Annotated in this window: 13 protein-coding genes and 1 pseudogene; 7 read left to right on the top strand and 7 right to left on the bottom strand. The window is 70.6% G+C overall.

The genetic code is table 11. The annotated features are described in order from the left end of the window. The first annotated feature begins 103 nt into the window (after positions 1–103). Positions 104–979: a ribosomal RNA small subunit methyltransferase A gene (locus DFJ64_RS07375; RefSeq protein WP_147304628.1), complete on the top strand. Its 876-nt coding sequence runs from the start codon at positions 104–106 to the stop codon at positions 977–979. 562 nt (positions 980–1541) lie between these two features. Then, on the top strand, positions 1542–2321 hold the full coding sequence (locus tag DFJ64_RS07380) for an HAD-IIA family hydrolase (protein ID WP_115849780.1): 780 nt from the start codon (positions 1542–1544) through the stop codon (positions 2319–2321). Positions 2322–2357: 36 nt separating this feature from the next. On the opposite strand, the gene DFJ64_RS07385 is transcribed toward DFJ64_RS07380, so the two are convergent. Continuing rightward, the gene (locus tag DFJ64_RS07385; protein ID WP_115849781.1) at positions 2358–3083 is read right to left on the bottom strand and encodes a TrmH family RNA methyltransferase; all 726 of its coding nucleotides are present in this window, start codon (positions 3081–3083) and stop codon (positions 2358–2360) included. Positions 3084–3136: 53 nt separating this feature from the next. Here DFJ64_RS07385 and DFJ64_RS07390 point away from each other — a divergent pair, with 53 nt between their 5' ends. Then, positions 3137–3847, top strand: coding sequence for a DedA family protein (locus tag DFJ64_RS07390; RefSeq protein ID WP_115849782.1), 711 nt, complete (start codon positions 3137–3139; stop codon positions 3845–3847). 47 nt (positions 3848–3894) lie between these two features. Here DFJ64_RS07390 and DFJ64_RS07395 read toward each other — a convergent pair whose 3' ends face one another. From DFJ64_RS07395 to DFJ64_RS07415, 5 genes are all read right to left on the bottom strand, one after another. Then, positions 3895–4506, bottom strand: coding sequence for a LemA family protein (locus DFJ64_RS07395; protein ID WP_115849783.1), 612 nt, complete (start codon positions 4504–4506; stop codon positions 3895–3897). Between the two features lie 189 nt (positions 4507–4695). Further along, the gene (pyrE, locus tag DFJ64_RS07400) at positions 4696–5241 is read right to left on the bottom strand and encodes an orotate phosphoribosyltransferase (RefSeq protein ID WP_115849784.1); all 546 of its coding nucleotides are present in this window, start codon (positions 5239–5241) and stop codon (positions 4696–4698) included. A gap of 130 nt (positions 5242–5371) precedes the next feature. After that, positions 5372–5992, bottom strand: coding sequence for a M23 family metallopeptidase (locus DFJ64_RS07405; RefSeq protein WP_115849785.1), 621 nt, complete (start codon positions 5990–5992; stop codon positions 5372–5374). Positions 5993–6046: 54 nt separating this feature from the next. Next, positions 6047–6814, bottom strand: a complete 768-nt coding sequence (locus tag DFJ64_RS07410; protein WP_115849786.1) for an SDR family NAD(P)-dependent oxidoreductase — start codon at positions 6812–6814, stop codon at positions 6047–6049. 137 nt (positions 6815–6951) lie between these two features. Continuing rightward, positions 6952–7488 (bottom strand): hypothetical protein, encoded by a 537-nt coding sequence (locus tag DFJ64_RS07415; protein WP_115849787.1) that lies wholly within the window; start codon positions 7486–7488, stop codon positions 6952–6954. A gap of 198 nt (positions 7489–7686) precedes the next feature. Between DFJ64_RS07415 and DFJ64_RS07420 the strand changes: the two genes are divergently transcribed. From DFJ64_RS07420 to DFJ64_RS07435, 4 genes and pseudogenes are all read left to right on the top strand, one after another. Continuing rightward, positions 7687–8847 (top strand): pyridoxal phosphate-dependent aminotransferase, encoded by a 1161-nt coding sequence (locus DFJ64_RS07420; protein ID WP_115849788.1) that lies wholly within the window; start codon positions 7687–7689, stop codon positions 8845–8847. A 128-nt stretch (positions 8848–8975) separates the two neighbouring features. Further along, positions 8976–9419 carry a DUF3224 domain-containing protein gene (locus DFJ64_RS07425; protein ID WP_170152533.1) on the top strand — a complete coding sequence of 148 codons (444 nt, stop codon included), beginning with the start codon at positions 8976–8978 and terminating at the stop codon, positions 9417–9419. 63 nt (positions 9420–9482) lie between these two features. Then, positions 9483–10587, top strand: a pseudogene (locus DFJ64_RS20150) (winged helix DNA-binding domain-containing protein). A 113-nt stretch (positions 10588–10700) separates the two neighbouring features. Continuing rightward, positions 10701–11645, top strand: a complete 945-nt coding sequence (locus DFJ64_RS07435; RefSeq protein ID WP_115851903.1) for a sigma-70 family RNA polymerase sigma factor — start codon at positions 10701–10703, stop codon at positions 11643–11645. On the opposite strand, the gene DFJ64_RS07440 is transcribed toward DFJ64_RS07435, so the two are convergent. Beyond that, a complete protein-coding gene (locus DFJ64_RS07440; RefSeq protein WP_115849790.1) occupies positions 11638–12228 on the bottom strand; it encodes a carboxymuconolactone decarboxylase family protein in 591 nt (196 codons plus the stop codon). The two genes, DFJ64_RS07435 and DFJ64_RS07440, sit on opposite strands and share 8 nt — an antisense overlap. Positions 12229–12297 lie beyond the last annotated feature (69 nt).

A 12297-nucleotide genomic window follows, 5' to 3' on the forward strand; every position in this document is an offset into this window, starting at 1 on the left:
TCGCGGCGCTCGCTGGTCGGCTGACGCCCAGACGACCCTCCCGGGATGTCGGTGAGGCGTGTCCACGTCCCCACGTCCGCACGTCTCCCCTTCCGAGGTCGTCATGCCCGCGCCCCGACAACGGGCTCGGCGCGGTGGTCCCGACCGCATCGGTCGTCCCGACCCGGGCCACCGTCGTCCGCGCCGTCCCCCTTCTCCGAACCACTCCGGCATTCACGTGCTCCGCTCCGCGTCCGTGATCGAGGCCGTCGTCCGCTCCGCCGACGTGGGCGCGGACGCGCTGGTGCTCGATCTCGGTGCCGGCCCGGGCACGCTCACGGCTCCCCTCGCCCGCACAGGTGGCCGGGTCGTGGCTATCGAGCGCGATCCGGCCTTCGTCCGCCGCCTGCGCCGCCGGTTCGCGGCGGACGACAACGTCCGGGTGGTCGAGGGAGACCTGCGAGTGGTGCCGTTCCCGCGACGCCCCTTCCAGGTCGTCGCCTCCATTCCCTTCTCCCTGTCGACGCTGCTGCTGAGCCGCTTGCTCGATCCCGTCGAGACGCCGCTGCACGCGGCCGATCTCGTGGTCGAATGGGGCTTCGCCAGGCGCGTCAGCGCGCCTCGTCCCCGACATCCTCGTGTGGCGTGGTGGGGTGCCCGCTTCGACATCCGCATCGCTCGACGCGTTCCCGCAGACGCGTTCGTACCGGCGCCCTCCGTCGACGCCGCCCACCTGGTGATCCGACGACGCCCTGGGATGGCGTCTCCGCGGGCACAACGGGTTCTCCGTCGGCTGCTCCTCGCCGGCTATCGCGACCCGCACCAGCGCCTGCGTGGCCTGCTCACGATGGTGGTGCCGAGGACACGCGTGAGGACGGTGACGAGTGCCGCCGGGCTGACACCGTCGACGCCAGCCGGCACGCTGACGGTCGCCGATTGGGCGCTGCTCGCGGAGCTCCTCGCGATCTCCTCCATCTCGTTACCCGTGGTGTTCGGATGACTACCGACGCGATATGCTCGTCCGCGTTGCCGCGGGGATTCCCCGGTGTTGGACCACGTTGACCAGCCATGGTCGATGGTCGGCGGGCCGCTCTCCGGGATCCCACGGTCACTGGAGGGGAGTGACCGGCGATCGCGGAGCACCGCGGCCGGCACCCCCTGCCGGTCGGATCACACACGGGCGATATCCACCGGCCACGTGGGTGGTGTGAGTGGACTCAACGGCGATCCGCTCGCACCGCCCACGTTCACAGGTCGCCACGATGACGGGTCGCCACGTTGATGGGCGCCCACGTTGACAGGCCACGTTGACGGGCGGCCACATTGAGAGGACGAGCGGTGGCCACGGTGATCGCCGACCTCGGCCGGCACACAAGCCCCTGGCGATCGCTGGTCCTTGACGCCGACGACCGCCGACCCATGGACGGCCCAGCGCACCATCAACCCGCGCGCCGCAGACCCGAAAGCCACCCTCCGAAGGTCCTGCACAAAACCGACGCCCACCGCTCCGCCGGCCGGAGACGGATGATGCACGTACGAGCCGGGTCGAGGAAGGAGTCAGGATGGCTGGGCGACGACCGATCGAGAGCATCCTCGTCGACATGGACGGCGTGCTCGTGCACGAGGGCGTCCCGGTGCCCGGCGCGGCGGACTTCGTACGGCGGCTGCGGGAATCCGGCAAGAAGTTCCAGATCCTCACCAACAACTCGATCTACACCCCGCGCGACCTGTGCGCTCGGCTGCACGCCGCCGGACTCGACGTGCCCGAGGAGGCGGTGTGGACCTCCGCCCTCGCCACCGCCCAGTTCCTGACCGACCAGGCGCCGGGCGGCTCCGCGTTCGTCCTCGGCGAGGCCGGGTTGACGACGGCATTGCACGAGGCGGGATACGTGCTCACCGACCAACAACCCGACTACGTGGTGCTCGGCGAGACCCGAACCTACAGCTTCTCGGCGATCACGACCGCCATCCGCATCCTCGGCACCGGAGCGCGCTTCGTCGCCACGAATCCCGACACCGTGGGCCCCTCCCCGGAAGGACCGCTGCCCGCCTGCGGCGCCATCGCCGCGCTCATCACGACCGCGACCGGGAAGGAGCCGTACTTCGTCGGCAAGCCCAACCCGCTCATGATGCGCAGCGCCCTCAACCGCATCGCGGCTCACTCCGAGACGACGATGATCATCGGTGACCGCATGGACACCGACATCCGCTCCGGGATCGAGGCCGGCCTGCGGACCGCGCTCGTCCTAAGCGGGGTCACCACCCGCGCCGACGTCGACCGCTACCCCTACAAGCCCTCCCTGGTGGTGGACTCGGTCGCCGACCTGATCGACGAACTGTAGAGCGGGACGCGTCGTGCCGTTCCTCGTGTCGTTGACTCAGGGCTTCTGGTCGAACCGGTGTCGGCGGATCCACGCATGCATGGCGATCGCCGCGGCGGCGCCCGCGTTGATCGACCGGGTCGAGCCGTACTGGGCGATCGAGAGGACGACGTCGCAGGCCTGCCGTGCGGCGTCGGACAGCCCCGGTCCCTCCTGACCGAACAAGAGGACACACGCCGCTGGCAGGTCGTAGGTCTCCAGTGGGACCGCACCGGGCAGGTTGTCGACGCCGAGCAAGGGCAGGCCCTGGTCGCGCGCCCACCCGGCGAACGCCTCGATGTCCGGGTGGTACCGGACATGCTGGTAGCGGTCGGTCACCATCGCTCCGCGGCGGTTCCACCGCCGGCGCCCCACGATGTGGACCTCGCGGGCGAGGAACGCGTTCGCGGTGCGGACGACGGAGCCGATGTTCAGGTCGTGCTGCCAGTTCTCGATCGCGACGTGGAAGTCGTGCCGACGGGTGTCGAGGTCGGCGACGATCGCCTCCCGACGCCAGTAGCGATAGCGATCGACGACGTTGCGACGGTCACCCTGGGCGAGCAGTACCGGGTCGTACCGCGGGTCATCCGGCCACGGCCCCTCCCACGGACCGACCCCCACCTGCGGGGCCCCCGCCTCGGAGGCTCTCACGTCGAAGACACCGTCGCTGCCGTCATCCGCGACGGTGTCGTGGAGATCCTGGTCACCGGGTGTGGTGTCGTCAGCGCTGCTCACGGCACCCATTCTTCGCGCCCGATACGTCGGCGACGCGGGCCAGGGGTGGGTACGCTCACCGGGTGTTCACGACGCCACCTGGGACCACGTCGATCGTCGCGCTCGGACCGGATTGGCTGGATCCGCAGAAGATCCTCGACGCCCTCGGCCCGTACGCGTTGGTCGGCGTCCTCGTCATCGTGTTCGTCGAGTGCGGGCTGCTCCTGGGCTTCTTCCTGCCCGGGGACTCGCTGCTGTTCACAGCCGGTCTGCTCATCGCGACCGGCTTCATCGACACACCGCTGTGGCTGGCCTGCCTACTCATCGTGATCTCGGCGTGCACGGGCAACCTCGTCGGCTACGGGATCGGCTACCGGGCCGGCCCGGCGATCTTCAACCGCGAGAACTCCCGCCTGTTCAAGCGCGAGTACGTCGACAAGACGCACGAGTTCTTCGAACGCTTCGGCGCACGGGCGATCGTGCTCGCCCGTTTCGTCCCGATCGTCCGCACCTTCATCACCGTCATGGCGGGCGTCGGTCGCATGGACGTCCGCCGGTACGCGATCTACACGACCCTCGGGGGCGTGATGTGGGGCGCCGGTGTCACGGTGTGCGGCTACTTCCTCGGGCAGATCGCGTTCTTCCGCCAGAACATCGAAGCGATCCTGGTCGCGATCGTGCTCGTCTCCGTCATCCCGATCGGCGTCGAACTCCTCCGCACCCGGCTCCAGCTGCGCAAGGAGCGGGCCAGGACAGCGAGCCCGACCACGGCGTCGGTCCACGACCGACGCTGACGCGTGTACCACCCCGGGCGGGACCACGACGTCGCACGACCGCGAGGTCAGCGACCGAACGTGTGGTCGATCGGCTGACGGGCGACCGAGACGGGCTCGTCGTCGAAGTCGCGCACCGGCGCCGACCGCACATCGCCGTCGGCCACCTCGAACGGCTCCGCCGGGGTGAAGCCGAAGCGCGCGGCGAGCAGGCTCGTCGGGAAGCTCTCGACCCGCGTGTTGTAGGCACGCACGTTGGCGTTGTAGAAGCGACGCCCCGCGGCGATGCGGTCCTCGATCTGGACCAGCTGCCGTTGGAGATCGGTGAACTCCCGGTCCCGCCGAAGCGCGGAGCACCGCTCCGCGAGGTCGAACAGCTCCCGCAGGGCCGCCACCAGCGCCGACTCTCGCCGCGCTCGCTCCGTCACCGTCATGCCCTCGCGGTCGTGGGGTGCGCCGTGACGCTCCAGATCCTCCACCAACCTCGGTGGCAGGTGGAGGTGAGCGCGAACTCGCTGGACGAGCGCCGGAATGAGGTCGTACCGGCGGTGCAACTCGACGTCAACCTGGAGCCAGGACTCGCGAACGAGCCAGCGCTGGCTGTGGAAACGGTCGTACGAGGCGACACCGCAGAGCACCAGCGTGGCGATGAGCACGACGGCCACGATGATCCAGATCATGCGGCACCCCCGCTGCTGGACGGCCGCGCACCAGTCGACATGAGCTCCTCACTCCACGGGACCGCCGGCCTGTCTTGACCGAACCGAGTCGACGATAACCGCGCGGGAGCCGGGCGGAGCTGGGATCGGATCCGACCCTGCGTGTCGACTCCTCCGCGTGCGCGGACCGTGGTCACCACGCGGACCTCCTCAGCTCAGTCCGAGGTCACCGACGCTGTAGACGAACCGGTACTCAAGCCCCGCGGACTCGATGCGCTGCCGAGCCCCGGTGTTGCGGTCGACCAGCACCGCCACCGCGACGACCTCAGCGCCGGCCTCCCGAAGCGCCTCGACGGCGGTGAGCACCGAGGTCCCGGTCGTGGAGGTGTCCTCGACGGCGAGGACGCGGCGCCCGGTGACGTCCGGCCCTTCGATGCGGCGCTGCAGCCCGTGCTGCTTCTCGGACTTCCGGACGACGAACGCGTCGAGCCGGCGACCTCGCGACGAGGCGGCGTGCAGCATGGCCGTGGCGACCGGGTCCGCACCGAGCGTCAGCCCACCCACCGCGTCGTACTCGAGGTCGTGGGTGAGGTCGAGCATGACCCGGCCGACCAGGGGAGCGGCCGCGCCGTCGAGGGTGATGCGGCGCAGGTCGATGTAGTAGTCGGCGGTCTGCCCCGACGACAGGGTCACCCGCTGGTGAACGATGGCCGACGTCTTGATGCGGTCCAGAAGTTCGTCACGATCACTGGGCACGGACCGGAAGCATAAGGCGGCACCCCATCACGGCGCACCGGCCGGCGGGTGGGATGGCTCGCGTCGACAGTCCTCCACACGGGCCTCAGCGCACGGGCTGACCGCACGGGCCGCGTCGGACTGGTCAACCTCACCCGCACGCGTTCGTGCTCCGCAGCACGGGGAACGGTCCGTCGGGACTCAGGTTGAGCCGCTGCCCCTCGAGGACGGAGTGCACCATTTCCCACGTTCGGGCGTTGCCGTCGCCGTCCTGGTCGAACAGCTGCTCGTAGTGCAGGTGGGCCGTGTGGGTACCGACCGCTCCGACCCGGCCGATCACCTGACCTTGGACGACCTCCTCGCCGGGTCGGACCGAGATGTCGGTCATGTGGAGGTAGAGGGTGTACCAGCGGCCGCCGTGGTCGATCTTGACACCACCGGGGCGGACCAGCTGTCGGACCCGTCCAGGCGCCGAGGCTCGCACCGGCGCTCCCTCGGTCGGGCCGTCCATCCGGAACATGTCCAGCTTCTTCTCGTCCGGGTTGTGCCCGCGGTAGGTGCTCAGGCGCCACCGCTCACCGCAGGTGAACGGAAGCTTGAAGGCCGGCCGGGGACCAGGCTCGTCGACCCGGCTGAACCACTGGCTCCCCGGGACACCGACACCGAACCACCGATCGGCGACCCAGGCGAACGCACCGACGACCACGGCCAGTGCCACGAGGGCGGCGAGCAGCCCCGCCCAGGCGCCGACCCGAGGGCGATCCGCGACCACGCGTTCTCCTTCCCCACCCTGTCGACCCGCACCGTTCGGAGCGCGTCGTCGCCGTCAGCGGCGACGCATGCGCAGGCTCCGAGAGACCGAACGCACGAGTGGGCGGGGGAGGTGCCGCGCGGCCCCGGCGACCAGCCGATAGCGCAACGTCGGGACGAGCACCGGGGACGTCCGCCCCGCGTCGAGGTGCCGCAGCGTCGCGGAGACGACGTCCTCCGAGGTGAGCCACATCCACCCCGGCAGCCCTTTCGGCCAGGCGCCGGACCGCTGGTGGAACTCGGTGCGGACGAAGCCCGGGCACACCGCGACGACGCGGACTCCGGTGCCCGCGACCTCGTTGGCCACGGCCTCGGTGAAGCTGGTCACCCAGGCCTTGGCCGCCCCATAGGTGCCGTAGGGGGCGAAGCCAGCGACGCTCGAGACGTTGACGACCGCCCCGGACCCCCGCGCGACCATGCTCGGCAGGGCGGCCCGGGTGAGCCGGAGCACCGCGCGGACGAGCACGTCGAGCAGACGCTCCTCCTCCTCGACCGGGGTGTCGAGGAACCGGCTGCCGAGCCCGAAGCCCGCGTTGTTGACCAGCAGGTCAGGTGAGGTGTCTGCGATCCGGTTCTCCACGGCGCGGACCGCGGCTGGCTCGGCGAGGTCCGCTGACAGGACGTCACAGTGGACGGTGTAGCGACTGGAGAGCTCCTCCGCGACGGCACCGAGCCGAGTGAGGTCGCGTGCGACCAGCACGAGGTCGTAGCGGCGAGCCGCCAGCGCCTCGGCGAAGGCGCGGCCGATCCCGGCCGTGGATCCGGTGATGAGAGCGGTCGGCATGCGGTTCCCTCGTCGCAAGTTGCGTCCTTCGTCGTGAGCTGGGGTCTTCGGGATGAGCTGCGTCCCTGTCGTGGCTGCGCCGTCGTCCTCTGCGCCTTCGTCGTGATGAGGCCGGCGTTCGTCGTGATCAGACGGCGTCAGACGGAGATTCGTCGTGCGCTCTCGAACCAGGGCCGCGACGCTGGAACCCACAGCAACGCCGCGGAGACGACCCCGACCACGATCAGCGCGAGGCCCAACCAGGACAGGCCCAGGATGTTGAAGAAGACATTGAGGACGGCGAGCACGCTGGCCGTCGCCCGGGCCCACGGCTTGCCTCGGCCGTTCATCACCGCCATGAACACCCAGACGGCGACCATGATCAGGCCGAACACAACGATGGAGGTGAGCATGGCGTTGGTCAGCGCCTCGACCTCCTCAGCCCCGGCCGGCCGCCCCTGAGCGCGCAGCGCCTGCTCCGCAGCGGGTCGCAGCTGGGAGCGGGAGCCGAAGGCGCTGAGCGGAACCAGGGCCGAGAGCGCGGCTCCGACGTACATGAGGATGACGGCGACCCGCACCGTCGTCGGCTTCTCGGTGATCGGGACCGCGTCATCCTCGCTTTCCGGCCACACCGGCATGGGCGGGAGCGAACTCTTGTCGGGCCGGTCGTCCTCCGGTGGCTTCCACTCGGTCATGGTCTCCTCCCTCAGCCGTTCGCCCCGCCGGCCTGGCCGTCGTGCCGGGCCGCGTCGTACCGGCAGCACCCTCCCATCATCGGCCGGCGCGGTGCTACAGACCGGACGAGTGAGCGGACGTGCGCGAGACGGCCAGCCTCGGACACCCCACGGCGCCCTCGATCCGCTCTAGGCTCGGGGAGCGTGACGCATCCACGTATGGCCGCCCGGCTCCACGGACTCGGCACGACGATCTTCGCAGAGATGTCCGCGCTCGCGGTCAGCACGTCATCGATCAACCTCGGCCAAGGTTTCCCCGACACCGACGGCCCAACCACGATGCTGGAGGAGGCCGTCGCGGCGATCCGCTCCGGGGAGCACAACCAGTACCCGCCCGGGCCCGGCATCGCTCCGCTCCGCCAGGCGATCGCCGACCACCAGAAGCGGTTCTACGGCTTGGAGTTCGACCCCGACACCGAGGTCTTGGTGACCGCCGGTGCGACGGAGGCGATCGCGGCCGCGCTCCTCGCGCTGGTGGAACCCGGTGACGAGGTGGTCGCGCTGGAGCCGTACTACGACTCCTACGTGGCTGGGATCGCGATGGCCGGCGGACGTCGGGTCCCGGTGACGCTTCGGCCACCGGACTTCCGGCTCGACATCGACGCCCTGCGGGCGGCGATCACGTCGCGGACCAAGCTCCTGCTGATCAACAGCCCGCACAACCCGACGGGCACGGTCCTCACCCGGGACGAGCTCGCCGCGATCGCCGAGCTCGCCTGCGAGCGCGACCTGCTCGTCGTCACCGACGAGGTGTACGAGCACCTCACCTACGACGGGGTGCCTCACATCCCGCTGGCGACCTTTCCCGGCATGCGGGAACGGACCGTCACCGTGTCCAGCGCTGGCAAGACCTTCGCGGTCACCGGCTGGAAGATCGGCTGGGTGTGTGCGACACCGGAGCTGGTCACGGCGGTGCGGACCGCCAAGCAGTTCCTCACCTACGTCTCCGGAGGACCGTTCCAGCCGGCGGTGGCGCACGCCTTGCGATTGGGCGACGACTACTACGCGTCGCTGCGAGACTCGTTGCAGCGCAAACGGGACCTGCTGTGCGACGGGCTGCGGTCGCTCGGCCTGGAGGTGTTCGTTCCGAAGGGCACCTACTTCGTGACGACCGACGTCCGCCCCCTGGGCTACGACGACGGCACCGAGTTCGCGCGGATGCTGCCGGAGCGCTGCCGGGTCGTGGCCATCCCGCACGAGGTGTTCTACGACGACAAGAAGGCGGGGCGGCCCCTGGTGCGGTGGGCGTTCTGCAAGCGGGACGAGGTACTCGTCGAGGCGGTCGAACGGCTCCGCTCCGGCCTGTCGTCTCGCCGGTGACCCACGCTCGCGTCACCGCGTCCCCCGCGACCGCTCGGCGATGGAACCCATCCTCTGTCGGTGGTCGGGGTTACGGTCGTCCTCCCGCCTCGGGCACCCGCCGAGGCCCGTGACGAATCGAGGCCACCGTGAGCACGACACCGTGCGGCACCTTCACCACCAGCAGCTGGGACGAGAAGCGTCCGGAGCAGTCCGGGCCGAGCGTCAGCCACGCACGCGTCACGAACGCCTACGAAGGACTCATCGAAGGCTCGAGTGCCGCCCACTACGTGCTGTACTACTCCGGCGAGGGCCCCGGCTGGGGCTCGGGCCACTACCACGGCTACGAGCAGGTCACGGGGACCGTCGACGGCCGGCGCGGCAGCTTCGTTCTGGAGCACACGGGCAGCTTCGACGGCACGACCGTGCGGACCAGCTGGACAGTCGTCGCCGGCTCTGGCACCGACGAGCTGCGTGGTCTTCGTGGCCAGGGTGGTTTCGAGGCCAGCGAGGGTACGTCGGCCATGCCCTACACCTTCGACTACACCCTCGAGCCCGATCCCTCCCGCGCCTCCGACGCCGCGACGGCGTGACGCGATGAGGACGACGAGCGAAGGCTCACTCCCATGGTTCTCGAGGTGACCCGTGCGCAGGTGATGGCCTACCGGGCGGCGGCCCACGGGTTGGACCGCCGCACCAAGGCAGCCGCTGACCTGGCTGTCCTCGACCTGGGCGTGCAGAGCGCTGGAGAGTCGGCACGACTGGCGGTCGCGGCCCGGCTCGCCGACGTCCCCCGCGGTGAGGACGACCCGCTCACCGACGACGAGACTTTCGCGCTGCTGTGGTCGTTTCGGGGAGCGCCGCACCTGCACCGGCGAGCTGACCTGCCGGGCCTGGTGAGCGCGCTGTGGCCGCTCAATGAGGCGGACGCCATGAGCCGGCTGCCAGCCGAGCGCGCCGCTCTCCGTGCGGCCGACATGTCCGCGTTGGACGCTTTCAGCGCGGTGGCGAGGGCCCTGCGGTCCGTCGTGAGGAGACCACTCAGCAAGGGAGAGGTGCGCGGCGGTCACGGCACGCCTGCCCGAGGCACTGTCCTACGAGTGCCGTCCGTGCCAGGCCGTCCACGTCTACGTCGGGATCTTCCAGCAGGCGGGGCTCTTCGCCGGGGTGCGGCATGTGCCCGACCAGTCGCCGTTGACGCTCGTCCCGCTCGAAGGGCGCCCTCGGATCCCGACGAAGGCGGCTGGGACGACCGAGGTCCTCCGGGCCTACCTGCGGCTGCACGGTCCGGCCACCCTCACCGACGCGGCCGGCTACCTCGGCACCACGGGGGCCCACCTGCGCTCCGTGTGGCCGGACGACGCCGCCCAGGTGTCCGTCGACGGTCGCCGCTGCTGGATCCTCCCCGACCGGCTCGACCTGCTTCGCGACCCGCCTCCCCCGACATACGTCCGGCTGCTTCCGGCGTACGACCCTCTCCTGCAGGGTCGTGACCGCGCGGTGCTCGTGCCCGATCCCGCTCGGCGGAAGCAGGTGTGGCGGATCCTCGGCAATCCGGGCGTGGTCTTCGTCGACGGCGAGATCACCGGCACCTGGCGAGCGCGGGCGGGAGGACGGACCGCGACGGGCGCGAAGCGGTTGACGCTCACGATCGAGGCGTTCGGGTCGATGCGGCGCCAGGTGAGGGCCGCGGTGGAGGACGAGGCGGCTCGGATGGCGCTGGCGCGCGGCGTCCCCGACGTCCAGGTGTCGTACGAGTGATCGCGTCCGGAGCCCCACCCGTCCGGGCCCCGGACGCCCCGGGGCGTCGGGGGTGACGGTGGCGTCGACAACAAGCCCGGCTCGACCACACCCCGGTGCGGGATGATCGGAGCATGCCCGTCTCCGACGACGTCCTCGCCGAACGATTCGCCGAACACCGCGGCCACCTGCTCGGGGTCGCCTACCGGCTCACCGGGATCGTGGCCGACGCCGAGGACGCCGTCCAAGAGGCGTGGTTGCGGCTGTCCCGCCTGGATCCGGCCGCGCGGGACGCGATCGAGGACCTCCGGGCCTGGTTGACGACGGTCGTCGGGCGGATCTGCCTGGATCGCATCCGGTCCGCGGCGGCGCAGCGGGAGCACTACGTCGGCCCCTGGCTGCCCGAACCGATCGTCAGCCCGCTCACTCCCACGGCGGAAGCAAGCCGCGATCCGCTCGAGGAGGTCGTGCGGAACGACGGTGTGCGGATGGCGGCACTGGTCGTGCTCGACCGCCTCACCCCCGAGCAGCGGGTGGCGTTCGTGCTCCACGACGCGTTCGGGGTCCCGTTCGCCGAGATCGCCGAGATCCTGGGCTGCTCCTCGGCCGCGGCCCGGCAGCACGCCTCGCGAGCCCGTCGCCTGGTGGCCGAGGCCGAGCCGCCACCCCGAATTGAACTGGCGGCGCAGCAGCGGGTCCTGACGGCGTTCCTGGCCGCCCTGTCCTCGGGGGACGTCGCCGAGGTCGTCCGGTTGCTGCACCCGGATGTGGAGCTCATCGGGGACGGCGGCGGCAAGGAGCGCACCGCGCTGCGGGTGGTCTCCGGCGCGGACAACGTGGCCCGCTTCCTGCTGGGCCTCGTGCGCCGCTACGGCGACGAAGGACTGGAGCTGGCCCGCCCGGTCCTGGTCAACGGCGACCTGGGGTTCATCCTCGGGACCGAGCCCACCGGCGACGGTCGGGAGGCGATGACGCCCCGAGTCTCCACCTTCGCGTTCCGAGGAGACCGGCTCGCCGCCATCTACGACATCGTCAACCCGGACAAGCTGACCCGGGTGCGCTTCGACAAGCTCAGCTGACGCTCTTCGCCGTGCGGCGGGACGGCGGGACAGCGCAGACGTCTCCGCTGGAGAACCCCTGGTCGGTGATCCCGAGCGCGTGGAAGCAGCGCGCCCGCATGTTCTCCACCGCGATGACGAAGGTGAGCTCCACGAGCCCGTCGTGCCCGAGCTCGCGGTCGAGGCGGGCCACCATGTCGTCCTCCACCCGAGAGGGCTGGGCGGTCATGGCGTCGGCGTAGGCCAGCACCGCGCGCTCCAGCTCGGTGAAGCGCGGAGAGGTGGGATAGGAGTCGATCGCGGTCAGCTTGTCCAGGTCGAGGCCCTGCAGCCGAGCCAGCATGGTGCCGAAGTCGACGCACCACGAGCAGCCGACCTGGGTCGCCACCCGGTAGACAGCCAGGTCCCGCAGGCTGGCTGGCAGTCGCCGGGCCGCCGGTACGAGCTGCATCTCGAAGATCGCCAATGCCCACAGCAGCTTGGGATGGTGCGCGAGGACGGCGAAGGGCTCGAGCACGGCCCCGAAACGGCGACGTGAGTACCAGAAGAGGACGCGCGTGAAGAGGCCGACCTTGCTCGCGGGCCGGGCAGGGATACGAGGCATCTCGGACCACCTCCGTTGGGTTCCGGGGCCGCTGTGTGCGAGCCCTCCACAACCCAGGACGAGCCGCCC

It is taken from the genome of Thermasporomyces composti (assembly GCF_003386795.1).
Taxonomy (GTDB): Bacteria; Actinomycetota; Actinomycetes; order Propionibacteriales; family Actinopolymorphaceae; genus Thermasporomyces; species Thermasporomyces composti.

Bases quoted from the DNA above. Each gene is read 5' to 3' on its own strand.
- DFJ64_RS07395 (WP_115849783.1), bottom strand. From the start codon at position 4,506: ATGATCTGGATCATCGTGGCCGTCGTGCTCATCGCCACGCTGGTGCTC.
- DFJ64_RS07410 (WP_115849786.1), bottom strand. From the start codon at position 6,814: ATGCCGACCGCTCTCATCACCGGATCCACGGCCGGGATCGGCCGCGCC.
- DFJ64_RS07385 (WP_115849781.1), bottom strand. From the start codon at position 3,083: ATGGGTGCCGTGAGCAGCGCTGACGACACCACACCCGGTGACCAGGAT.
- DFJ64_RS07380 (WP_115849780.1), top strand. From the start codon at position 1,542: ATGGCTGGGCGACGACCGATCGAGAGCATCCTCGTCGACATGGACGGC.
- DFJ64_RS07415 (WP_115849787.1), bottom strand. From the start codon at position 7,488: ATGACCGAGTGGAAGCCACCGGAGGACGACCGGCCCGACAAGAGTTCG.
- DFJ64_RS07435 (WP_115851903.1), top strand. From the start codon at position 10,701: ATGCCCGTCTCCGACGACGTCCTCGCCGAACGATTCGCCGAACACCGC.
- DFJ64_RS07375 (WP_147304628.1), top strand. From the start codon at position 104: ATGCCCGCGCCCCGACAACGGGCTCGGCGCGGTGGTCCCGACCGCATC.
- DFJ64_RS07440 (WP_115849790.1), bottom strand. From the start codon at position 12,228: ATGCCTCGTATCCCTGCCCGGCCCGCGAGCAAGGTCGGCCTCTTCACG.
- DFJ64_RS07420 (WP_115849788.1), top strand. From the start codon at position 7,687: ATGGCCGCCCGGCTCCACGGACTCGGCACGACGATCTTCGCAGAGATG.